Annotated in this window: 18 protein-coding genes; 1 reads left to right on the top strand and 17 read right to left on the bottom strand. The window is 40.6% G+C overall.

Annotated elements, in window-relative coordinates; translation table 11 throughout:
* Positions 1–55 precede the first annotated feature (55 nt).
* The 6 genes from GC098_RS36730 to GC098_RS36705 form a co-directional block, all read right to left on the bottom strand.
* On the bottom strand, positions 56–3661 hold the full coding sequence (locus tag GC098_RS36730; RefSeq protein WP_171649267.1) for a discoidin domain-containing protein: 3606 nt from the start codon (positions 3659–3661) through the stop codon (positions 56–58).
* 178 nt (positions 3662–3839) lie between these two features.
* The gene (locus GC098_RS36725; RefSeq protein ID WP_171649266.1) at positions 3840–4181 is read right to left on the bottom strand and encodes a DMT family transporter; all 342 of its coding nucleotides are present in this window, start codon (positions 4179–4181) and stop codon (positions 3840–3842) included.
* Positions 4171–4965, bottom strand: a complete 795-nt coding sequence (locus tag GC098_RS36720) for an HAD family hydrolase (protein WP_171649265.1) — start codon at positions 4963–4965, stop codon at positions 4171–4173. Before GC098_RS36720 ends, GC098_RS36725 begins: the two co-directional genes overlap by 11 nt.
* 7 nt (positions 4966–4972) lie before the next feature.
* Positions 4973–6673, bottom strand: a complete 1701-nt coding sequence (locus GC098_RS36715; protein ID WP_171649264.1) for a putative 2-aminoethylphosphonate ABC transporter permease subunit — start codon at positions 6671–6673, stop codon at positions 4973–4975.
* Positions 6674–6686: 13 nt separating this feature from the next.
* On the bottom strand, positions 6687–7721 hold the full coding sequence (locus GC098_RS36710; protein WP_171649263.1) for an ABC transporter ATP-binding protein: 1035 nt from the start codon (positions 7719–7721) through the stop codon (positions 6687–6689).
* Positions 7722–7822: 101 nt separating this feature from the next.
* A complete protein-coding gene (locus GC098_RS36705; protein WP_171649262.1) occupies positions 7823–8911 on the bottom strand; it encodes a putative 2-aminoethylphosphonate ABC transporter substrate-binding protein in 1089 nt (362 codons plus the stop codon).
* Positions 8912–9230: 319 nt separating this feature from the next.
* On the opposite strand from GC098_RS36705, the gene GC098_RS36700 reads away from it, so the two are divergent.
* Positions 9231–9764 (top strand): GbsR/MarR family transcriptional regulator, encoded by a 534-nt coding sequence (locus GC098_RS36700; RefSeq protein WP_171649261.1) that lies wholly within the window; start codon positions 9231–9233, stop codon positions 9762–9764.
* A 169-nt stretch (positions 9765–9933) separates the two neighbouring features.
* Here the strand turns inward: GC098_RS36700 and levB are convergent, their stop codons facing one another.
* The 11 genes from levB to GC098_RS36645 all read right to left on the bottom strand — a co-directional run bounded on the left by levB (position 9934) and on the right by GC098_RS36645 (position 23821).
* Entirely contained in the window at positions 9934–11454 is a 1521-nt protein-coding gene (gene levB / locus GC098_RS36695) for a 2,6-beta-fructan 6-levanbiohydrolase (protein ID WP_171649275.1), read from the bottom strand.
* Positions 11455–11605: 151 nt separating this feature from the next.
* Complete coding sequence (gene sacB / locus GC098_RS36690) at positions 11606–13087, bottom strand: levansucrase (protein ID WP_171649260.1); 1482 nt, start codon at positions 13085–13087, stop codon at positions 11606–11608.
* A 213-nt stretch (positions 13088–13300) separates the two neighbouring features.
* On the bottom strand, positions 13301–13549 hold the full coding sequence (locus GC098_RS36685; RefSeq protein ID WP_171649259.1) for a hypothetical protein: 249 nt from the start codon (positions 13547–13549) through the stop codon (positions 13301–13303).
* A 31-nt stretch (positions 13550–13580) separates the two neighbouring features.
* Positions 13581–14612 (bottom strand): methyl-accepting chemotaxis protein, encoded by a 1032-nt coding sequence (locus GC098_RS36680; protein ID WP_246359170.1) that lies wholly within the window; start codon positions 14610–14612, stop codon positions 13581–13583.
* A 31-nt stretch (positions 14613–14643) separates the two neighbouring features.
* Entirely contained in the window at positions 14644–15456 is an 813-nt protein-coding gene (locus GC098_RS36675; protein ID WP_171649257.1) for a PDC sensor domain-containing protein, read from the bottom strand.
* Between the two features lie 17 nt (positions 15457–15473).
* A complete protein-coding gene (locus GC098_RS36670; RefSeq protein WP_246359169.1) occupies positions 15474–16397 on the bottom strand; it encodes an ABC transporter permease in 924 nt (307 codons plus the stop codon).
* 50 nt (positions 16398–16447) lie between these two features.
* The gene (locus GC098_RS36665; RefSeq protein WP_171649255.1) at positions 16448–18004 is read right to left on the bottom strand and encodes a sugar ABC transporter ATP-binding protein; all 1557 of its coding nucleotides are present in this window, start codon (positions 18002–18004) and stop codon (positions 16448–16450) included.
* A gap of 104 nt (positions 18005–18108) precedes the next feature.
* On the bottom strand, positions 18109–19200 hold the full coding sequence (locus tag GC098_RS36660) for a substrate-binding domain-containing protein (protein ID WP_312880574.1): 1092 nt from the start codon (positions 19198–19200) through the stop codon (positions 18109–18111).
* A 178-nt stretch (positions 19201–19378) separates the two neighbouring features.
* On the bottom strand, positions 19379–21157 hold the full coding sequence (locus GC098_RS36655; RefSeq protein ID WP_171649254.1) for a sensor histidine kinase family protein: 1779 nt from the start codon (positions 21155–21157) through the stop codon (positions 19379–19381).
* Positions 21158–21169: 12 nt separating this feature from the next.
* The gene (locus GC098_RS36650) at positions 21170–22774 is read right to left on the bottom strand and encodes a response regulator (RefSeq protein WP_216625558.1); all 1605 of its coding nucleotides are present in this window, start codon (positions 22772–22774) and stop codon (positions 21170–21172) included.
* A 39-nt stretch (positions 22775–22813) separates the two neighbouring features.
* On the bottom strand, positions 22814–23821 hold the full coding sequence (locus GC098_RS36645; protein WP_171649252.1) for a substrate-binding domain-containing protein: 1008 nt from the start codon (positions 23819–23821) through the stop codon (positions 22814–22816).
* Positions 23822–24323: the final 502 nt, after the last annotated feature.

The raw sequence follows: 24323 nt of genomic DNA, 5'->3' as shown, positions 1-24323 counted from the left end.
AATTGATCTCCCCCCCGTTTCATTACCGATCATCCAAATGTGATTAAATAATGTTCTACTTTTGTGTCAATAAATATTGAGCGTCTCGCAGCAAATAGGTTGCCGCTTCGCTTGAAATGTGTTTCCCGCTTTGCGCCTCCACCTCGTTCACAAAGCTCTTCAAATTGTTGTTCGCTAATTTAGCCTGCAGGCTGTTGGCAATTCCCGCATTATCGATCCATTTGGCATCGGCAAAGCTTGTTACCAGCGCCTTCAAGGAATCAATGCTGGCCACCGTCTGGAAGTGAACGGTCTTGCTTCCGACATTGCCGGCCATGTCGCTGGAGGTAACAATAAGGGTATGCTGACCGAGCGGCAACTTATAAAGCGGGATCGCCGTTCCGATTTGGTAAGAATACGTATCCAGCGTCACCGTCGTCTTGCTGCTGTCCACACCCGACAAGTAATCCGTCCATGCAATCTGAGGCGTCAATTCCACGGAATCTTTATAAATACTGTTATCTCCCGGTACGGACACTGCGATCGACGGAGCTGTCTTGTCGATGCTAACGGATACTGTATGTGCCCGTTCCACGTTGCCTGCTTTGTCTACACTCCAATATACAAGCTTATGCACGCCTTCTTCCGACAATACGACGGTCGTTCCCGTTTGCTCAGCACCATCGTCTACGATGTAGTAAGTATTGGCTACACCCGATTCGTTATCGCTCGCGCTTAAGGTTACAGTGACATCTTGATTGACCCAGCCGCTTGGCGCATTGTCCGTTGTCGTTGGCGGTTGATGTTCAACTTCAAAGACATTAATCTCCGCAGCCGATGCCCAGCCGTTAACACCCGCCGTTGCTTCGAGCTTAACATATAATGCATCTGTCGGATCAAAAGTTACCACTTTCTCCGCATTGTCGTTTGCCCAAGTTCCGCTTGCAACTTTAGTAAAGGTCACTCCATCCTTACTTACAAATACGTTATAACCTGTAATAATTCCGTTGCTGCCTGATGGCCTTGGTAAATATGCGACTTTATCGATTGCGAAAGTTGTTCCAAGTTTTAAGGTAATCGATTGAGGGAGAACGTCAGATTTATTCCACTTTGTATGCCAAATCGTCTGTGGGTTCCCGTCAATCGCCATGGAGGCACTATCATTTTCACCGGCTGTTTCTTCGCTTGTCGCCGTTGCCGACTGAATGATCTTATTAACAGTTACGCTAATGCTTGTTGTCAAGGGCACGTTATTGGGATTTGCCACCCCAGTTGGCAACGTTACAGTTCCATTTACAGTGAAGGTCTGTACAGTCATTACAGTGGGATCATAGTTTGAAGCATCTACATTCCATGTCACATTGGCATTCCCAACGCCTTCATCAGTAACCAAGGATACTGTCCCTGGCAATCTAAGGGCGTCCGCTGTCTTCGCCGATCCGAATGCCACCCCTGTTATGTCAGCAGGCGCAGTGATGCTGTTTAAATTACCAGTGTTAATCTTAAGGTCAATGTCCTCCGACGAACGGTTATACATGGAATCGTCGGCGAATACCCTGATTATATATGGAGTATTCGGCGTCAAACCTGTAAACTTATATTTCCTGTACTCATCGAATGGTTTGTCCATCGGATACGAAAGGCTGTTAAACGATTTGTCCACTTTCCCCGTGATCTTGTTGATAAGCTGAATATTATATTCCAAATTGCGCACATTGTCATTTGCTTGCTTTATTGTAAAAGCAACTTCATTGTTATTGAAGGAATCGATCTTAATGCCCTCATCAAACTGCGGAGCTATGAGATCTCTTATATCTTTCTTACTATAGCTAAAGGCATCTTTGCCTTCGCCAATGTTGACTACACGAGGTATGCTTACAAATTCATCTGTAGCTAAATTATACTGCTTGAGGATCAATTTTGTACCGTAAACCTCTATGAAATTTGAGATGCGAGGTGTTGTATGATAGCTTCCATACGAGCCTTCTATATATCCGCCGAACGGACCGTCATCTTGATAACTGGAATAGTTCGAACCACCGGAATCGAGAAACGAAGCCGCACCTTGATAGAGAGAACGTTCGTCGGTCGGGTCATATTGCGTATGACCTGACATATAAAACACCTGCGAAAAATTATTGTCGGCAATAAATTTACCGAAATTATTACTTGCACCGCTGCTCCATGCCGATCCCCACACGGTTCCGCTTACCGGGTAGTGAGACATTGCAAATATGGGTTTTGTTGGATCATAATCCGCTTCACTTTTAATTTGGTTGAGGTAATCTTTGGCTTTTCCCACCGTGCTACTGCTGTTAATATTTGCATCAAAACCAATCAAATTATATCCTTTTATCTTTACCCTATAAGCACTGTTATAGAAATCGTTATTGTACGAATTCGTTGATTCGTTCCACGCGCCCGCCGTACCGACAGGTATTAAGTTTTCGGTACCGTTCATATCATGGTTGCCTTTTACTATATATAACTTCGTAGTGTTAAATAAGCCCTCAGCTTTAAGTTTATCGTATACTTTTGTAAGATTACCCATCCACACATATTCATTGGCATTGTTACCGCCGGTAATGTCGCCAGGCTGCACCATTACGTCGGCCTGCGGGAATACTTTCAGGGCTTTTCTATAATCTTCTTCCACGCGCGTATTGATTGCACTACCAGCGATTTCCGGGTCGCTTTGATCAATCATATTTAAATCGGCGGGAGTTAATGTTTTATTGCTTTTTTCATAGATGAATATGGCGTTGTTTAGTTCACGTTCGTTATAATTGATGGTTTCCTGTGTATATAATTTTACTTTTTGCGTTGTTGCAACCGAAGTTGCCATATTAAAAACCTTTTTCAAATAATCAAAATCGGTTTGGCTGAAGCCGTTGCCGAGACCGCCTGCTACTAGTGTATTTGCTTTTGATATTGCGTCGTTAAGTGCGTTCATATCTACTTTATTTAGACCGTAATTATTATAATTAGCTTGAACTACATTACTGCTTAATACACCTTTCCAAACCTTCAGATCAGCGATATCGAATGAATTACTACCATTGCCGCCTACTCCGTCGCTGCCTATGTTTAATGGGTTCGATGTATCTAAAGATCCGAGCCCCAGCGAAGTTTCAGCCATTTCGTAACCATCAATATATAACGACCCGAGCATTTTATCTCTGTCTACAACAAATGTCACGTAACGCCAAGTGGAAGCATTAAACGTGTCGCGGCCAAAATTTACGGATGCGGCCGGGAATCCTAAATTCATATTGACCGAATTGACTGATGTATAAATCGCCCAGCCTGCGTTAGAACCCTTACTAAAATCCTTGTTCGATAATATGACCTGATTATTCTTAGTGTCGCCCTTATACCAGAAGGATGTGGTAAAACTTTCATCACCAACATTCAAGCTTTGCGTCGTACCGACATAATTGCCGTTTCCGCTTTCTAGGTGCAGAGCTTTGGTCCCGGGTAATACACCGTCTACAAAACTATAATTTCCATGTGCTATCAACGAATTCCCTTGATTTGCATCGTCCTTTAAATTATTATCGAATTTAATTGATGCCATAAGGGGGTTGGCATCTAATACGTCATTCTCTGCATTTACTGCGGTGTTTGATAACGTACCGATTAACATCATTGATGCGAGGGTACAGGATATAATTCTTTTCACTACAGAAAACCTCCATACTTTAGTTTTTTAAGGATCTGTTCAAAAAGCTCGTAAAATCCTGTGGATACGCTTTTTTGCATATCGCCATTAGTGTCCCGATTAACGTCCTTTACTCAGAGACAACCCGTAAGCACCACCCCCAAAAAAATGGTCTCATCCTGCATGATTTCTAGTTGATTCAATTAGCTTTGCTGCTTACTTTCAGCCCAATAACACCAATCACAATGAGCGTCATCCACATCGCTTGATTCATATTGAATGATTCTTTGAAAAGCAAGTAACCTACCAAGGTAATGAGAACAATACCGACGCCGGACCAAATGGCGTAAGCAACACCAACTTCAATATAAGTAAGTGCAAAGTTAAGCAGGGTAAAGCTGCAGCCGTATAAAATAAACATGAGTACCGAAGGCAATAGTTTTGTAAATCCCGCGGAAAGCTTCATCGACGTTGTACCCGATAATTCAAACAGGATGGCGAGTGCTAGAAATACCCATCCCCAACCACTCTCAACCTTCATCTATGGATGCCTCCAAGCGAAGCTCTGAATAGGTAGAGATGACTACATTCGCATCTTTCAACCATTGCTCTTTTAAAACTGGATTTCCCTCACTCATGTGTCCAATCGTTACGGCAACTCCTGCTGAATTGCCCATCTGCATATCACTGTTGGTATCTCCTATTAGCGCAACTTGGTGTGGTAATAAACCAAGTTCCAAGCAAGCCCTATCTACCATTTCGGGAAATGGCTTCCCTTGCTCTACCAGGTCGTTTCCGATAATCACCTTAAAAAACTGCCGGATTCCCATCCATTCTAAATGTTTCACGGCATCAAGCGTCTCATCCGCCGTAACGATACCGAGAGACAATCCTTGTTCGCAGCATTGTTTAATAAAGTCAATGGCGCCCGGTAAAGGATAAGCAGGGCGTACGTGTTCCATTTCTTCGTCTGCCAATCGCTTACTTTCTCTTGCAAATCGCATAGATTCACTCCAAGGAAGCCCCAGACGATAGCCTTGCCAAGTCAAAATAGCCAACAAGTCTCCTATAGATCCCATAGCCAAAGGACCGTTTCGGCTGTAATCAGTGATTTTCCCCGTAGAGTCATGAACTGTCCCCCATAAATCTGAGATGTGGTCGATCGTTCCCTGGTTTACGTTACCTGCTATTTGATTAGAATAATGGCGGTATAGCGATTCGCTCCAACTGCCCCATAGACCTATAAAATTCAGCAGCGTACCATCCTTATCGAATAATATACCTTTAACAGGAAAGCGGTTGTTGTTGATAATTAATTCAGTCATTTCAAATCTACCCCTCTTTCCTGACCAAGAGCGCTTCTGTCTTCCGACGCAATCTCCCTGAGACTAGCATGACGAGCGTTCGAACAATCAAATTGGTCAGTATGATTAACGTTGACATGGCCGCCGCCGGGGCAATATCTCCGGAATCTTCCATATTAACAATCGCTACAGCAGCAGGTTTTAAGTCAGGTGCATACAGAAAGATGATCGCCGACACCGTAACCATGCTATTGATGAAAAAGTAAACAAAAATCTCTACAATCGTCGGCAGCGACATCGGTAACGTGACCCGGAGCAGCGTCCGATACCAGGGTACATTCATCGATTCCGAAGCAGCCTCGAACTCGCTATCTAGCTTTTTAAGAGACGATGTCATCGTTAAAAAGGAAACCGAGTAAAAATGAACAATGTTGCATAGGATTACAATCCATATGGTTCCATACAACCCATGCAAGGGTTGATTCGGATTGTTAAAGAAGAATACATAAATCAAACCCAGCACTAAACCAGGCAGCGCGAGCGGAAGCATCGAAAGGAAATACGCAGCATTACGCAAGAACAGAAACCCTTTAGACTTCTCAATCAGATAAGCAAACATAAATGTAACTATCGTGCCGATCAAGGCGGTACCTACGGATATGACCAAGCTGTTAACGAAAGGTCCTGTTCCTTCCAAAAAACCGTCGTAATGAGCGAAAGAAAACTGTAAGTTATAAGGCCAAACTCTTACTAAAGACCCATAGATTGCAACGAGAATGATGCTGAGTATGACAGCTGACAAAAGGGAGCAAAACACGTAGTACATAACGTCTCGCAGCTTACTTTTCTCAATCCGATAGGGGGTTGACTTTGCACTGAGCCACCCGCTCTGTTTTCGCACAGAAATTCGATCAATGACAAATGAAATAATGGCAGGAATAAGCAGTAAAACCCCTACAGCTGATCCCATTTGCATATTTTGTTGACCAATGACTTGCTTGTACAAATCTGTGGCAAGAACATTATATTGTCCACCTACGACTTTTGGGGCCCCGAAATCTGTAAACGTCAGAACAAAACAAACGAAAATAGCGCTTATCAAAGCAAATTTGACTCCTGGTATGGTGACCGTCCAAAACACACGCCATTTGGAGGCCCCGAGTGTTTCCGCCGCTTCATACAAACGATAATCGGAGCTTGCCAGGGCTACGGACAGCATCAGAAATGCTTGAGGGAACGTATATAAAACTTCGGAAAAGACGATGCCGACCGGTCCATAAAGCTCAATACGGAATTCAGGCAGCACCCCGAAGAAGCCGGTGGAGATAAGCCCTTGATTGCCAAACAAATAAATCAGCGCTAAACCGTGAAGCATGGAGGGAGCAAATAACGGCAGCAAGGCAACCGATCGGAATAACCATTTAAATCGGATTCCGCTTCTCTCCAGCGCATAGGCAAATCCGAATCCAAGTGTCACTGCAATGAAAGTCGCTATAGATGAAACCTTGATGGAATTCCATAATGAATTGACCAATGCCGGGGTCGAGAAATATTTCGTGAAATTAGAAAGACCTATGAAATCTCCATCTTGATTGGTGATGGCTTTGATTGCGAGCTCCGCAAGCGGGAGCAGGATCGCAAACAGTAAAGCGAGTGTCATCATCAAAATAACGATATTTTGACTCCATGTGTTCGTATTCGGTCGCAATCTTTTTAACCACATGTCCATAACCACAATCTCCTTATACCACCGAAAGTTCCGCCACAGAGTCAAACCGGATGATATGCTCAGGAGGAAGGGTAAAGCTAATCTTCTGATTAAGCTTAACACCAAAGCCCATCATCGCTTGCGCTGGCACATCCATCGTAACGAACTGATGAAGCGAAGTGTCCTGTTGATCCAATAGCTCTACGACCAAACGATAATGAGTCCCACGGTATTCAAGTTCCCGGACAATGGCTGGTTTGCCTTTTTCATGACCTTCTCGAACTAGATGGACATGCTCCGGACGAATGGCAAGCATCCCATTGTCTTGACTATCCTTCGCCGTTTCAATAAAACTAACTGCACCGATAAAATCTGCAACAAACGGACTGTTGGGCTGTTCATACACTTCATTTGGTGTTCCTACCTGAATAATTCTTGACCGGTTCATGACGACAATACGATCAGCCATTGTTAAGGCTTCCTCCTGATCGTGCGTCACCATAACTGTCGTCATGCCGAACTTTTCGTGGAGACGGCAGATTTCACGCCGCAGCTTAACACGAACCTTGGCATCTAATGCAGATAACGGCTCATCCAAGAGGAGACAATCAGGTGAAAAGGCAAGCGCTCGTGCGAGTGCAACCCTTTGCTGCTGGCCTCCTGATAATTGAGCGGGAACTTTATGGCGCTGCTCGTCAAGTTCCACTAATCCAAGCAGTTCATCCACACGATCGGCAATTTGAGCTTTGGATAGCCGATCCCGAAGACCGTAAGCAATATTCTCACTAACCGATAGATTAGGAAATAATGCATAGGATTGAAACATCATTCCGAAATTCCGTTTACCTGCCGGTAACGCAGTAATATCCTTGCCTGCAAGGGTCAAAATGCCTCGGTCCGCTTTTTCTAGTCCAGCCAAGATTCGCAGCAGGGTTGTTTTGCCACAACCGCTCGGCCCAAGCAAGCAGATGAACTCGTGTTTGTTGATATCTAATTGAATGTCCTGCAGTGCTGTTTGCTTCCCAAATTGCTTGGAAAGGTTCCGTAGCGATAAATAACCTGATTTCATTACAAATGCCCCTTTGAACTAAAATGCGATATCGATTCCAATATAGAAAGGATGCCTTAACCTTAACAGCATCCTTTTCATATACTTTCACTCCGAACATTTTACTTTTTCGGCTCTGCCTTGGAACCGTATTTTTTCTCCCAATCCGTTAGTACAGCTTCACGGTCTCTAGCGGCTTGGTACAAGTCAATCTTGGCTAATTGAGCCACTGGATCTTTCGTATAGCCTTCAGGAATTTTATTTCCTTCTTGCTTAATGCTCAAAATGGCATAGTTCTTATTGTACTCTTTCATAGGCTCATCACTGATCGCCCAATCCAAGAACAATTTAGCTTCTGGCTTAATCTCCTTCTTTTTCACAAGTGCATTGGCTTCCATATCCCAACCAGAACCTTCTTTAGGGAAAATAACTTCAACCGGAGCCCCTTTTTTCTTTTCCAAAATACCGCTGTACCCGTAAGAGATACCGATTGGAGCCTCGCCTGAAGATGCCATTTTCGCTGGTTTGGAACCAGAGTGTGTATACACCATCATGTTTTCATGCAGCTTGTCCATGTAGTCCGATGCTTTATCTTTGTAAAGTTGGTTAAGTGCATTAACAGTTAAGTAGCCCGTACCGGATGATGCCGGATGCGGCATAGCAATCAATCCTTTATATTCGGGTTTAATTAAATCCTCGTAGGATTGGGGGATAGCCAATTTACGTTTTTCCAGCTCAACCTTATTGACAATGATGGCAGTCTCCCAGATGTCAATGCCTACCCATTTCGGAATACTTGCTTTATCTTTGAATTCAGGCAGTACCCGATCGACACCTTTGGGCGCATACGCCTCCAGCATTTTTTGGTCATCCATGACGAGGAGACTTGTTGCCGCTAATCCCCAAATGACATCCGCTTGAGGATTTTCTTTCTCTGCAATCAACTTTGCTGTCATAATTCCTGTTGAATCGCGAACAATGTTCACTTTGATATTCGGATATTGTGACTTGAAGGAAGTCAGGTAAGTTTTTATTTGTTCATCTTCCATGGCTGAATATACGTTGATTTCTGCTGGCTTACTGGATGCAGCTGTAGGTGCTGTGCTCGGACTGCCTGTTGAAGCAGCTTCCTGTGGTTTCGCCGTACCGCATCCCGCTAATAAACCTGTGACCATTAACATAGCTGCCATCGATTTCCAATTGATTTTCATCGTTAGTCTCCTTTTTACGCCTATGGCGAAATGATAGTTTTAGAGAGTTTAATTCAGCATAACAAGATTCAATTTTTCCTTAATTCTATAATTTTCCAATCCCTCATTCTCCTCTTTCCCACTTCTGTACAAAAAATATTGTACACTTATTTCGAATTTAATGTGTAAAATGACTGTTAACTCTATCTAAATGTTTTGTAAATGCCCCCTATTTTTCTACTCGCTTACTAAACCAACTTTTTGATATAATAGTGAAAGTAAATACAAAAAATATTGAACATAAATTCTCAACAACGAATAAAGGGAAGTGAATCTGGCAATGTCCCACGATCAAAAATCAGAACAAAGGTTAACAATAAGGAAGAATTTGATTGAAGCTATGGCGCAAACGATGGATTTATACGGTGCTACCCATTCATCCGGCCAATTGTACGGGATCATGTTTTTTGAGAATCGCCCGATGACGCTTGATGAGATGAAAATAGAAATGAATATGAGTAAAAGCAATATGAGTTACGCAGTCAGAGCGCTTTTAGAATCTCAAATGGTTAAGAAATTGGAGGAGAAGCAGGAGCGTAAAGAATTGTACGTTGCGGAGGTTGACTTTTTTCTTGCCTTTCAAAACTTCTTTACCATGAAGCTTCAACGTGAAATCGATGTGATGACAGATGCCATTAAAAACGCACTTCCCGAACTAACGGAATTAATACTTGACGAGCATATATCTGACGAGGAAAGGAAGCTTGCTCTACAAGATCTGCATAAGCTCAGACATGGGCACAAATATTACGAATGGCTGCAACAGTTTGTAGATGCATTGAAACGAGGGGAATACTTCAAAGATTTACAGTAAATTAGGGCGCTCAACAACTAGTCAAACAAATGCCTATTATTTTGCGGTAATCATAGAAGTTGTGTTCATTGCCCTTGTTTTCCCAAAGCAGAAACTTTGAACCTTCGGATCCTCGGTCTGCATTGGGGCTAAATTAATTCTGATTACCAGTTCAAAATGAAGTATGAAGTTATACATTTGTCTTGTTGAAGTGCTTGATTACAACATTTTTAAAGATCGCCGTGCCGCCTTCCGAAAAAAGGGTAATCCCTTGATCGGTTAATTCCGGGAAAATTTCATTGGAAAAAACGATGGTTCCATCATCCATAAAGACTTCAATGCTTGTTTTATCGACGAGTATCTTTAAGTGAACGTTCTTCTTACTCACATCAAAGGGTGCTCTACTTTCAACATATTTACCACTCTTGTCGGGCTGCCCTGTAAAAGCTCTATTGACATAAGAGTACCCTCCCTCTGCAAAAACACCTACATCTACATGGCGGTTTTTGTCTGTTGATTCTCGAAGTCTTAATCCTACATTTTTGATCTCTGACCACGATATATCTGTCTCAAGCTGGTACGCATCGCCTCTTACATGAAGAGTTTTAGAGCCATTAACCTCTATTTGTTTCAACGAATCCGTTGTATTTGTCAATTGATTCAATGCTTCAATGGGTTGTGAAACCAAACGATACGTATCGTCATCATGTTTTAAGTTAATTTGACGAACAATCGAATCCGTTCCGTTAAACCCTTCTTGAAGGGTTGGCGTATTATGGGGATAATCCCAATTATTCATCCAAGCTAAAGCATACCGATGATTGTATTTATCGCTGTCTTTCCCTTCTTCAAACGTGACAGCACCATACCAATCAAAGCCGTAATCTAACCACTGAGGGTCACTTTGATCAGGGGAAAATTCCTTTCCATTAAAGTGTCCTGTCCAATAGGCGTAAGTGTTTGGTTGACCTGCCGACTTACCATTTGCGCTGACACCAAGAATCCATTTATAGATCCCGTCATTCGCACGCATCAAATAAAGATCAGGACACTCCACAATTCCGATATTTTCTGTCATAAAACCACTTGTATATTGCCAATCTTTTAAATTCGGAGACTCATAAAAACCAATCTTCGTCCCTTCCGCCATTGCCATCACCCATTTATTAATCTGATGATCCCAGATGATTTTTGGGTCTCTAAAATCTTTAGTGCCCGGATTCGGAATAATGGGATCGTCACGATAAGAAGAAAACGTTTTTCCTTTGTCCGTACTGTACCACAGATATTGTTCCTGCTTCCCGCCTTCTGCAGACGGCTGTGTCACAATCGCGACAAGCGCTTCTTTTCCAAAGCCTGCTGTATTATTCTCGTCCACAACGACTGATCCGCTCCATGGATCGCCATTACTGGTTGTATATTTAGGAATGGCCACCCCTTCATCTTTCCAATGCACCAAATCCGTTGATGTCGCATGCCGCCATTCGGTTCCATTTCCGTTCGGATAATCATGATTATAGAGATAATAGTAATGATACTTTCCATCCAAATAAATCGGCCGCTGAGGGTCGTTTTTCCATTTGTCGGGCGTAGTGAAATGATAGCTAGCTCGATACGATGGCATAACGGAATCGATGGTTTCGTTCTTCTTATTGCTATCTGAATAATGAACCACTAATCCTATCGTCATTAAAATAATGAAACAAATCATGACTACACCTATTCGTTTTGCTGCTTTCTTTTGATTTGTTGTATAGTTCAAGTTGACACCTCCGCGCTTTGTTGCTGCTTATTCCTTTTTGAAAAAAAAGAAAACACCGATTTACATCGGCATTTTCTTTGCTTTATTGAGGATGCTTGCATTATTTTTCGTTTTTCTTCTTCGTGTCAATCGTTAATTGCCCTTGTGCAAGGATACTATCACCCACAACCGAAGTTTTTGAACCATTAATGTTCAGCAAGAAACTCGGCGCAAAGGTAGATTTGTGGTCTGCATATAAACCTCTGTTTGTCATGTAACTTGTGATAACCACATTTTTACCGTCAGCTTGCGGTACTGCAAAGTGAGAATAAGTCCATGTAAGATCCTTAGGATCAAGATTCATGTTTAATACAAGTCCGCTGTCATTTAACGGTTTGTATGTTCCTGTTAAGGAATCGGACACATAACCTAACATGTAGACATCATTCCCGCCGATTCCATCCATCGTCATTTTGGAACCCCTGGAATCTGTGAACAAATACCATTTGCCATTCATTTTAAATACGTTGGCACGTTCGATTTCATCTGTTACTGTGTTTGATGCAATTAATGGTTTCATGACTTTTTTCAACGTATAATCGTCGTTCAATTCAATAATACCCAATGCGCCATTCGCTAACTCAGCAGCACGTTTTTTAGGACCTTGCAGCAATTTATTTTTTTCTTCCTGGAAGAATTGCTTGTTTCCGCCGTAGAAAGCTTTGTTGAAGAGCGATGCCTCTCCTTGGTAACCAACTTCCGTTCCTGTGTTGGCTTCGAAAACAAGGTATTTATGACCGTTGTCTTCCACATAGTGAGGGTCTCTTAATGTATGATTATCCGAATAGTTCTCCGCTTCGATTCCTTGCATAACGTTTTGATAGATTTTGCCGTCTCCGCCATCAAAAATCGATTTGAGATCCTCGACGCCATCAATTTTCAGCGCACTTTTATCTGGTTGAGATACATTGACTTGAGCCGTTGTTAAGGTTTGTTTGCCATAGAACCCGTGATTGGGGTCCCAACCCTGACGATCTGTATAGAATAAACGAACTTTTCCATCCGATGTTAAGGTTGCGGAGCCTGACCATTCTTCTGCTTGATATTTGAGAAATGGATCGTTAGGAACGAATTTATCGCTATCCTTAAATACTCTGCCCGCATTTTTCCAGCTATCAATGGAAGTATCGCCTACTTTTTGATAGAACATGTAGACAAATGTGTCCCATCCTCTTTTAGGGTCTCCTGCTAAAGCAAAAACGATATTGTAGCCATTATAATTTGCTACTGTTCCATCAGCGTTTTGCAGCGGCCAGCTATCCCAAACATCGATATCGATCAAGTTGCCCTGCTCATCATAACCTTTTGCCGAAGCAAGATTTTTTATTGTTGATGGATCGAATTTAGGTGCTTGAAATTGTGTACTCTTTTGTTGTTCAGGAATTTTCAGCATATCAGAGCGTGTAATGTGGGAAAAACCATATTGTTCATTGTAATCCACATTGTCTTTTTCTTTCGCAAATGCTTGAGCTCCACCCCCTACCAGCATTGCTGTAGTCAAGCTTACTGTTGTTGCTCGTTTAACAAATTTTTTGATGTTCATAATCTAACAACTCCTTGTCTACTTTTTGTTTTTTTCTCTCCACAATTAGTAGTTTAAAGCAAAGAAAAAGTTAAGAACATGTCGTACATTGATAGATTTACAGGCTTATATTGATTCTTGCAGACGGGGATACTCGATCCCAAACACAAAATAACCCTTACCGCCTTGATAAAAAGCATCAGAGGCGAAAGGGTTATGAATCTAAATAGTTAATTATTTCTGCTCAGCCTTTTTCCAGGACTTTTGGAGCTCCTGCAGTAATTGATCGCGGTTAAGCTGTTTGCCTACATAAGCTTGCATGGCATAGCCGAACTCTTCTCTTGCCCTCGAAGGAAATTTAAACCAGTTCCAGGACAACGTTTTCTTTTCCTTTGTGTAACGAATAATATCGTCCACGAGTGGTCCTGAACGGTCCGTCTCTATATTTTTAAACGCAGAAATAAAATGGAATTGGTCCTTCATAAACGTTTGGCCTTGTTCCGATAAATACGAATTACTTGAGTTTAAATGAAGCCACAGATTGTTGTAAGACCTTAGCCATATGGGCTAATTCGTTGGAATAAGAAGCAACTTCTTGGATTGCCGCTGTCTGTTCTTCTGTTGTGGCCGATATGTGGTTGGTTGAACTTGCTGAATTTCCATACAAGTTAGAGACTATCTCCATGTTTTCAACCATTTTATGTGTATTCATTTGAATCATCTTTATTTCATTCGTCATTTCGTCGGATTGCCCAGAAACCCCTTCGACTAATTGAAGGATATTCGTGAAGGAATCCCCTGCCTTTTTCGTAAGCAGCTTCCCTTCTTGAACATTAGAATCTCCATCTTTCATGGCTTTTACTGCTTTCGAGATATCCTCCTGAATCTCAGTTACTAGTGTATCGATCTCCTGATTCGATTTCGTTGAATTTTCAGCAAAAAGACAAATTTCACGAGAGATCACAGAAAAAGTTTTTCCATTTGCTCCTGCTTGGGCTGCAATAATACCTGCATTTAAAGCGAGCGTTTTCGTTTGCTTGGCAATTGTGGATAGTAAGGTCATAATATGATTGATCTTTTTGGACTTCTCTTCTAACTGGCGGACTATTCCAACCGAATGGAGTGAGTTTCGTGAAATCAAATTGATCTGATTGATTGCTTCCGCAATACCCGCTTTTCCTTCAATGGCCTTTTGCAGCGCGTCCTTTGCTGATTGGCTTGCAAGTTCAATTCGTTGCGTAACTTTTTTAATATTCACAAACATGTCTGTTGTTTCTTCAACAGCTTCATCGGTTAATGAAAGTTGAGTATGCGTACCACCCGCTACTTCTTGAATCGATTGTGCAATTTCTTCTGTTGCTTTCGCGGATTGTTCCGCATTATTGGATAAAAGAACAGACGTTTCAGATACGCTTTTCGCACTTTCAGATACTTGCAATAAAATGGACTTCAAGTTACTTGCCATTGTATTTAGATTTGTGCCCATTTGGCCAAATTCATCGACCGTTTTTACAGGTATAGTCTGGGTTAAATCCCCGCTTGACATCGATTGAGAAAGAATATTAACTTTCTTAATGTTATTGGTAATGTATAAACTGTAGAAATAAATGATCATGACAACAAAACATATCAATACAACTATTAATATAAGGGAGACTATAAAATAACTGTTTACCCTCTGGTAAAGCTCCTCCTGATTTATTAGCAATAAAGTTCCCATTACGATCCAACAAAAATGCCCATCCATTTTTTCCGACATGAATGTTTGAAATTTTCTCCTGTAAGTTGGTCAAATTGATGTTGGCTGTAACAACGCCTTGAAATTTATTGTTATTATAAAAAGGAACTGCCGTTGTTAAAATCATAGCATTGGAGGTTTTATCAAAAAACGGATCCGTCCATACCACTGTTTCCTTTGTGTTTTTACCAAGTAGATACCAATCTTTTTCGGGATAATTATATTCTTTCGTATCATAATCATTGGAAAATAAAATGCGACCGTTATCCCAGTAGGCATAGGAACTGTAATATTGCAAATAATTTTTATATTGATAGGGCTCATACCAAATCCCAACTCCAAAGGTATCCGGGTTGGTGGACAACAAACCTTGAATAATTTGAAAATATTTGCCTTTATCAATCTTGTCGCCTACAGGTTCAATCGTGCGTGCTAAGCTTTCAGGTATTTTACTGTGCGCTGTTAATAGGGTTTGCATATTGTTGATCGTTGAGCTTAATTGATATTCCATTTTATCTTGGATTTCTGCATTGATGATATTTTTAGAATAACTGTAACTTAACGCAGACAACACAAACATGGATAAAATTAACCATGGTAGAATTGTGACTATTGTGCGGGTACGTATGCTTTTGAAACGAAATTTCACCATATTAACAGCCCTTCCTCTTACTTATCGCTGCGCAAACGATCCAATAGCACCGCAAGTACGATAACAACACCTGTTATAACGGTTTGCCAAAAGAAGCTAACATTTAAAAGTGTCAATCCGTTTCTTATTACACCCAAAATTAACACACCAATAATGGTCATCTGAATTCGGCCAATTCCCCCAGCTAGGCTCGTACCGCCGAGTACAACGGCAGCAATGGCATCAAGCTCGGCCATGCTTCCAGCATTCGGCTGACCGGAAATTAAACGCCCTGCAAGAACTACGCCAGCTAATCCAGCACATAAACCACTAATCGCGTATACATTAATCAAAGTCTTTTCGATCTTAATGCCTGTTAATCTCGCTGCCTCTTCATTTCCCCCAATCGCATAGATATGTCTGCCAAACATCGTGTATTTAAGTACGATAAACATAACAATATATACACTGAGCATAATATATATGGGTGTTGGAACCGATAGTATCTTCCCTGATCCAATAAACTTAAACGGTTCCGAAGCCAATATGGTAGGTAATCCCCCGCTAATCACAAAAGCAGCGCCTCTTATATAAGTCATACTGCCTAATGTAACAATAAAGGATGGAAGTTTAGTTCTTGCAGTCAGAAAACCATTGATCCAGCCTGCTGCATATCCCACCGCAATCCCAGCGAACATGGAAATAAAAGGGTTAATTCCTTGTTTTGAAAGCAATACAGAAATAACGCCCGAAAGTGCGATAGTCGATCCCACAGATAAATCAATCCCGCCCGTCAGAATAACTAATGTCATACCCGCCGCAAGAATTCCGTTAACGGATGATTGTTTTAATATATTGAGAATATTCCCCGTATCCGTGAAATTAGGTGCAAAAATAGCGAGTATGATACAAATAGCAACTAACACAATTAACATGCCAAGTTGATTCCAAATTTTTCTCATGGACAATCCAACATTATGTTTTTTATTAACGATTGCTTCTATTCTAGCGCTCATTTGATCTCCCCCGTTGCATAATACATGATCTTTTCTTGTGTCGCGTCTTCGCGCCCAAGGTTTGCCCGTAATTTACCCTCATGCATAACCAGTATACGATCACTCAGCGCTAATATTTCTGGCAGCTCAGAGGAAATGACTAACACAGCAAGACCGTTTTTGGCTAATTTACAAATAACTTTATGAATTTCGGTTTTGGCGCCAATATCAACACCTCTTGTCGGTTCATCTAACAAAAGCACTTTAGGCTGGATAGATAACCAACGCGCAAGCAACGCTTTTTGCTGATTTCCTCCGCTTAAGCTGACCACCTTTTGTTCTTTGTTTACCGTTTTAATGCCTAATTCTCCTATATACCTGTCAGCTTCATTGCTTATTTGCGACCAATCTAAGAGGGCTGCTTTTCGATATTTATACATCTCAGCCATCATAATATTTTCTTTGACAGACATATTCAGGAATAATCCCTGTTCCTTACGACTTTCCGGAACATGAGCAATACCATATCGGATAGCATCCTCAGGAGAAGAGATTTTCACCGGTTGACCGTTAATCAGAATTTCACCTGCTGTTATTTCTGACAAACCAAAGATCGCTCTGACTAATTCTGTTCTTCCAGCCCCTACCAATCCTGAAATCCCAACAATTTCTCCTGAATGCACCTCTAGCGAAATATCCTTTACACTTTTGTTATCAGATAAAGCTTTAACCTCTAAAACCGGCGTTTTATCTTTAATCCAGCTCGTATGTGAAGGTGGTTTTTGAAATAAATCGTTTAATTCACGGCCAACCATTGTCTTAACGAGATGCTCCGGATTGGTTTCGGCTATAGGAATCGTTGTAATCCACTCTCCATCACGCAAAATGGTACAACGATCAGAAATTTTAAAAATTTCATCCATACGATGTGAAATGTAAACAATCGCAACACCTTTTTGTTTGAGTTCATTAATAATAATAAACAGCTTATCTATTTCTTTGTGTGTTAACGAAGCTGTTGGTTCATCCATCACTAGAACTTCTGCTTCTATTGATAGGGCTCTCGCGATTTCCACCATTTGTTGTTGGGCAACACTTAAAGTTGAGACATATGATCTTGGATCCAATTCAGATCCGATTGATTGTAATAGAAAATGGGCTCGTTCGTGAACTTTCTTCCAGTCCACCATACCGAACTTATTTTTCGGGAATTTGGTTCCCATTAATACGTTCTCACCTATGGTTATATTCGGAGAAAGATTAAGCTCTTGATGAATGACACTGATGCCTTTCTCACGCGCTTCCATGGCATTATGCCATTTAATTGATTTGCCTCGATACATGATCTGGCCTTTATCTGGACGGTATATCCCTGCCATAATCTTCATAAGCGTTGACTTACCGGCACCGTTCTCTCCCATTAAAGCATGTACTTCACCTTTGTACAGATCGATGTTTATGTTTTTTAATACGGTAACCCCTGAGAAAGACTTGGAGATCGCTCGCATGCTTAACACTTGTGACGACGATTTAGAGAAAATGTTTTTTTCAACTTCCGCTTGCACAGCTTCCATGTTCTCACTCCCACCATATTATTAGTTTATATCAATGATAGAAGACTGAATAATTACGATGCGGTACCCGCTTGCAGGTACCACATCGTAATAATGATTCAATATTACCAGCCTTTATAGTCTTTAACGTTTTCTGTAGTAATGAAATCAGTTGGAAGTTTAATTAATGGTTCTACTTTTTCACCAGCAAGAACTTTAAATGCCGTTTCAACTGCAATTGTAATCATATTAAAAGGATTTTGTGCTGAGCTTCCAACATAGCTTTTGTTTTCTTTAAGTGTAGTTACTGCATCCGGAGATCCATCCACACCAACGATAAACATTTCCTTGTCGCGACCGGCTTGCTCTGCAGCAATTTTGGCGCCAATACCTGTTGGATCATTAATTGCAAATACGGCATCGATTTGTCCTTTACCGTTTGCTTGTAAGATGGTCTCCATCTTAGCAAGCGATGTTTCACGATTACCGTTACCATTTTGATTCGCAACAATTTTAATGTCCGGAGCTGCTTTGAGCGCTTCTTTAAATCCTGCAATACGATCAGTAACTGCGGATACAGGAGGACCATCCAATACGGCAATATTTCCTTTCCCATTCAAGCGTTTAACCAAATATTCACCTGCTATTTTTCCTGCTTGAACGTTATCGGAAGTCACACTCGCATTAACGCCACCTTCAGAAATGGTATCGACGGAGATGATTGGGATGCCTGCTGCTTTGGCTTGACCCACTGCTGCTGCAATACCTTTGGTATCTACGGAACTTAGAATAATCATACTTACTTTTTTAGTAATAAAATCTTCGATTTGAGCAGTTTGTGTAGCCAAGTTATCTTCAGCACTAACTGCGATAACTTCACCACCGTGTTTCTTAGCAGCTTCAGCTGCACCTTTGGACATGGCTACGAAGAAAGGATTGCTTAAGTTTTGTACGGTCAAACCAATAACTACCTTTTTCTTTGGTGCTGGATCTGCTGCTTTAGCTGCGCTAGCTGTTTCTGCTGGCGCCCCAGTCGCCGCTGCGGGTTTTGTTTCCGCTGCTTTACCGCAAGCAGTAAGTGCAAATACAACAAATAGTAATAAGAAAATTCTCATGTTTTTCATATTCAATTTCCTCCAAATTTTTTGTGATTTTTTAAAAAATAAGTCTGGTGTTAAATCCCCCAAATGAAGATATAAATAATGGTCTTTAATCACTTACCAAAAGAATCCTCACCTCCTTAAACGAGTGGATGGTTGTTTTACTGTGTCTTCATCATACCTTCGATCAAAATTAAAAATAATAGAAAATTCTCTTGCAACTGTTGAAATTTTTCTACTGAACAAAAAAGCCCCGGCCTGTTATGAATCAGGCTGGGGCTATATTTATTTACTTCTATTCTATGATTGGTAGCCAAACATTAACAGTCGTTCCTCTCCCTAATTCACTTTCAAAATGCAGGCCATATTGATCACCAAAATGGAGCTTGATTCTTTGATCCACATTTTGTACGCCGATACCACTCCCTTTCGCAGACGTACGATCTTTATGGTACATGTTTTGGGTCTCCTCCTGCGTCATCCCGATTCCATTATCGATGACCTGGAGAAGAACGCTGTTCCCCTTACGTATCCCAGTAATTTGAATATGACCTTTCCCCGCATTATTTCTTATTCCGTGGTAAATGGCATTTTCTACCAGGGGCTGCAAGATAATCTTGATCACCTTATAGGGAAGGATACTCTTATCCACATTGATTTCAAAATCCAATTTAGATTTGTATCGCATTTTCTGGATCGTCAAATAATTTTTGATATGCTCGATTTCGTTAAAAATAGAAAGGGTTTCTTGTCCTTTACTTATGCTTAAACGGAATAACTTAGCTAAGGAAGCTGTCATAAGAATAACCTCTTTCGACTTTCCAGTCTCTGCCATCCATATAATTGAATCCAACGTATTATATAGAAAATGAGGATTAATCTGAGCTTGTAACACCTGCAACTCGCTCTTCCTTTTTAACTCCTGCTCCTTCACATTTTGCAGCATCAGTTCTTTGATCTCTGTCGTCATTCGATTAAATCGATTACTTAAGTGCCCGATTTCATTCGAACTTTGAATATTAACCTGAATGTCGAAATTTCCCTTCTCTACCTCTTTCATCGAGCTTTCAAGATTTTTAATGGGCCTCGAAATACGTAAGGATAGAATAATAGAGAGCAATACTACGATGATAAGAAATCCTATACCTCCAAAAAAAGTATACATTTGCAACTCATTCTTGTTGGAGACTAATTCGTCCACATAAGTGACACCGACAATTTTCCATCCGGTGCTTTGCGATGTTTTAATCGTGTACATCCGGCTATTTTTACCTTCTGAAGTCACAAAGTTGCTGCCAGGCGTACGCATAACTTCAGAGATCAATTCAATTTTCTGATTGTTGTTAATCATTTGCTGCTCCGGGTGATAAACAATGTTCCCATTTGCATCCACAATGAAAACATATCCCCTATTTCCAAGTTTAATCTTGTTGCAAATATCGTTGATGACACTATAGTTCAAGTCTACAAGCAGAACGCCAAGCTTTTCATCTCCGACATCACTACTCAGTTCACGACTTAAGGATATCACTGAATTATAGTCATTAAGAATCATATTCTGTACATGTGAAGAAGAGATAACGACTTTCCCCTTCGCTTCAATTGCCTTCTTATACCAGCTTTGTTCCGCCAAATCCACTTGTGGATTTAGTTTAATATTTTCATTGTAAGGAATAATCTCCCCATTTGTACCAAATATAAGAATCGACGAAATATCCTTTCTTGTATTCAATACAGTATTCAGCTGAAAAGATATTTTCTGTTTCAAGTCTTCCTTACCAATTGCACCAAGATATACCTGCTTCAAGAGGTACTCTTTGATATCATAATTGGAAAGAACCATTCGCGAAATATTGTCCATATAATTGATGTAACTATCCATATTGGAGCTCACTTGTCCCATAAGCTGATAGGTATAATCGCGTGAATTTTTTTTCACTGCATCTGTGGAAAGATGATAAGACATATAAGCAATAACCGTAATCGTGACCACAATTAAACATGAAAAAGCGACAGCAATGGTTGACTGAATACTTTTGAAACGAAAAAAGTGCTTGATTCGATTTCTTACCATGTTTACGCCCCTTTACACCATTCTGCGATATACAGTCGGGGTCATTCCCGTCGCTTTTTTGAAAATTAAATTGAAATAATGGGGGTCAACATAGCCTATACGATTTGCGATTTCGTAAGTCTTCAAATCCGTACATTTAAGCAATTCTTTCGCCTTTTCCACACGAATCCGAGTAAGATAACTTATGAAGGTTTCTCCGGTATGGTTTTTAAAAATTAGGCTAAAGTAACTTGTGCTTAGAACCAGATACTTACAAACCATATCCATGGAAATTTTCTCATCCGCATAATTTCCCTTTATATATTCTTCCGCTTTCAAAGCTTGCATCTTGCAAAAGTTGTTTCTTGTTTCGAGGATAGAATCCGTGGTATGCAAACAATAATTTTTCAGCCAACCTTCAACTTCATCCAGTGTTTTTAACCCGTAAATTTCGGTCAATGGGTTTGAAGATGAGCTATGCAGTGTTTCTCGAATCTCAAGCTCATCCAGAACGTCCAAAATCGAGACGATGATTTGCTGTATGTGAATATAACAACGATCCATTGGCAGATAGGATTCCTTAAAATTTTCAATAATTTTCTCAACGATCAATTCTATTTCTTGCTGCGTTCCTGATTTTAAGGAAGTAGCGAGTTTCCTTTCCCAATGTTTATCGTAAGGAATGCTCTCACCTATTTCCCCTTCAATGTCCCCGAAATGTATGATCCGATTCTTTCCAAGAAAAAAGCGATAATCAAGAGCAATTGAAGCCCTTTTATGAGAATGATGAATTTTGTTTAATGAAGCGCAAATATCTCCCACACCAATAGACACTGTAAACTTCAGATACTCTCTTACCGATCGATTGATCTCTTCGAAAATTTGCACTACCTCTTCACGGAGCGTTTCCCTATTCTCGCCAAAGAGAATGACAATTGTTTTTTCATTATTGTTTTGGAACACGATTCCCATCTTTTTTCTTGTAAAAATTTCCCCACTAATGTTACATACTGCAAAATATAGCAATTCGCTCTCGCTTTCGGGATAAAATCTTTGCAGTTCTCCATGATCATCTACATCAATCACTGCGACTAAATAATAGCTTCCCGATAAATCAATATCCAAATAGGCAAGCTTATCCTCAAGCTTACTTTCTCGTCGTTCGCCTGTAACCAACTGATTCAAGAACCTCTCTCTTACGAGAGGCAAACTCTCTCTAAGCTGCTGCTTAAGCTTGCTTAAATCCTCCACCTTACGATTCTCATCATCAAGATCCGACTTTACTTTAGAGAGAATTTGAGATAATTCATCAGCCGTATTCGGCTTCAATATATAATCATGCACCTTCATCTTCAAGGCTTGCTGAGCGTATTCAAACTCATCGTAACCCGTAAGAATAATGATTTTGGTCTGGGGATAATGTTCAAAGAGAAAGCGTGTCACTTCTAAACCATCCACCAAGGGCATGTTGATATCCGTTAAAACGACATCAGGTTGAAGTTGTTCAAGGGATTGGAGCACATCACGACCATTTTCAAAGTCGCCAACGACCTCAAATCCCAGCTCATCCCAGTTTAGACTATCTCTTATTCCCTCTCTTACGTTGTCTTCGTCATCCGCAATGATAATCTTATACATATTTCTCACCATTATGCTTTCGAAATTTTGTGGAGAATATTACCAGCCTTTGTATGTTTCTACATTATCTGGAGTAATCAAGTCAACAGGAATATTAATTAACGATTCAATCTTTTCACCTTTAAGAACTTTAAAACCCTCATCCATTGCTAATTTAATCATTTCAAACGGATACTGTGCTGAGGTAGCAACAAAACTTTTCTTTTCTTTAAGCGCTTTAACGGCATCTGGCGCACCATCAATACCAACGATAAACATTTCTTTATCTCGACCTGCTTGTTCCGCGGCAATTTTAGCACCAACGCCAGAAGGGTCATTTGTTGCAAATACAGCGTCAATTTCCCCTTTTTTAAATGTTTGCAAAATGGTTTCCATCATTGAAGTTGATTTTTCACGGTTGCCATACCCATTTTTTTTAGCAACTACTCTAATTTCTGGAGTAGCTCTAATTGCTTCTTCAAACCCAGAGATACGATCCGTTACAGCAGAAACAGGAGGGCCATCAATGACAACAACATTTCCCTTTCCATTTAAGCGCTTAACAATATATTCCCCAGCTAATTTTCCAGCAAGATAGTTATCTGAGGTTACAACCGTGTTCACGCCTCCATCTGCACCTACGTCAACTGCGATGACGGGGATTCCCGCCGCTCTAGCTTGACTAACAGCATCTGCTATACCTTTGGAATCTACAGCATTTAGAAGAATCACATTTACTTTTCTTGCAATAAAATCCTTGATTTGTGCTGTTTGCTTAGCCAGATCACCATCAGCACTTACTGTGATTACATCAGCACCATGCAGCATAGCACCTGCAGTAGCGCCTTTGGACATCGCAACAAAGAATGGATTGCTTAAATTTTGCAAAGTAAATCCTACCACGACTTCTTTCTCTTTATTTGCCGGTTCTGCTTTTTCTGTTGCTAAAGGTGCAACCGTTAACTCAGATGTTTTTGAAGGTTCCGTTATTTTACTTGAAGAGCATGCGGTAATTGCAACCAAAGCAAATGCAATAAATATAAATGATAATACTTTAATACTTTTCATATTAGACTATCCCCTATATTATGGATGTAGAAATAAATAACAATCACAACGAGACCTCCATTTTCAAATCGAAATGGAGAGCGGTTTTTGCATCTGATCATGAACTCCCGCAACAAAACAGTCTTCTGCAACTGCATGCTGTAAATCGTGGTTGATTAAAACCGAAACGGCATTCGGTTTGTCTTGTGTTGTCAAGTCTGTTATGTTCGGGTACAAAAACTACCTCTAGTAATTATGTATAGGTTGTCATGCACTTATGATATCACTCTTTTGGAAACGTTTCAACGGTTTTTCGGAAGCACATTGCCACTCCTTTAACCTTAAATTGCCTATAATGAAACAATCCTAACTTTCATTTAATTGCTCGAAAGTTGCAGCAGTTTCAATAATACGGCATCATTGAATTTTCGGGGATTCAGGTGTAACTGATCGATAATCCTTTCCAAGCGATAAACTAATGAATGTGATGAATATGAGGCTTAGCGGCTTCTGTTTTGGCATG

This window comes from Paenibacillus phytorum (assembly GCF_013141715.1).
Taxonomy (GTDB): domain Bacteria; phylum Bacillota; class Bacilli; order Paenibacillales; family NBRC-103111; genus Paenibacillus_E; species Paenibacillus_E phytorum.
The sequence above is the reverse complement of the archived record's forward strand: the minus strand, read 5'-3'. Positions and strand labels throughout refer to the sequence as shown.

Excerpts from the sequence above, each read along its gene's own strand:
- GC098_RS36715 (WP_171649264.1), bottom strand. The coding sequence starts at position 6,673 with ATGGACATGTGGTTAAAAAGATTGCGACCGAATACGAACACATGGAGT.
- GC098_RS36675 (WP_171649257.1), bottom strand. The coding sequence starts at position 15,456 with ATGGTGAAATTTCGTTTCAAAAGCATACGTACCCGCACAATAGTCACA.
- sacB (WP_171649260.1), bottom strand. The coding sequence starts at position 13,087 with ATGAACATCAAAAAATTTGTTAAACGAGCAACAACAGTAAGCTTGACT.
- GC098_RS36725 (WP_171649266.1), bottom strand. The coding sequence starts at position 4,181 with ATGAAGGTTGAGAGTGGTTGGGGATGGGTATTTCTAGCACTCGCCATC.
- levB (WP_171649275.1), bottom strand. The coding sequence starts at position 11,454 with ATGATTTGTTTCATTATTTTAATGACGATAGGATTAGTGGTTCATTAT.
- GC098_RS36710 (WP_171649263.1), bottom strand. The coding sequence starts at position 7,721 with ATGAAATCAGGTTATTTATCGCTACGGAACCTTTCCAAGCAATTTGGG.
- GC098_RS36700 (WP_171649261.1), top strand. The coding sequence starts at position 9,231 with ATGTCCCACGATCAAAAATCAGAACAAAGGTTAACAATAAGGAAGAAT.
- GC098_RS36650 (WP_216625558.1), bottom strand. The coding sequence starts at position 22,774 with ATGTATAAGATTATCATTGCGGATGACGAAGACAACGTAAGAGAGGGA.
- GC098_RS36680 (WP_246359170.1), bottom strand. The coding sequence starts at position 14,612 with ATGTCAAGCGGGGATTTAACCCAGACTATACCTGTAAAAACGGTCGAT.
- GC098_RS36665 (WP_171649255.1), bottom strand. The coding sequence starts at position 18,004 with ATGGAAGCTGTGCAAGCGGAAGTTGAAAAAAACATTTTCTCTAAATCG.
- GC098_RS36645 (WP_171649252.1), bottom strand. The coding sequence starts at position 23,821 with ATGAAAAGTATTAAAGTATTATCATTTATATTTATTGCATTTGCTTTG.
- GC098_RS36685 (WP_171649259.1), bottom strand. The coding sequence starts at position 13,549 with ATGAAGGACCAATTCCATTTTATTTCTGCGTTTAAAAATATAGAGACG.
- GC098_RS36720 (WP_171649265.1), bottom strand. The coding sequence starts at position 4,965 with ATGACTGAATTAATTATCAACAACAACCGCTTTCCTGTTAAAGGTATA.
- GC098_RS36705 (WP_171649262.1), bottom strand. The coding sequence starts at position 8,911 with ATGAAAATCAATTGGAAATCGATGGCAGCTATGTTAATGGTCACAGGT.
- GC098_RS36670 (WP_246359169.1), bottom strand. The coding sequence starts at position 16,397 with ATGAGAAAAATTTGGAATCAACTTGGCATGTTAATTGTGTTAGTTGCT.
- GC098_RS36655 (WP_171649254.1), bottom strand. The coding sequence starts at position 21,157 with ATGGTAAGAAATCGAATCAAGCACTTTTTTCGTTTCAAAAGTATTCAG.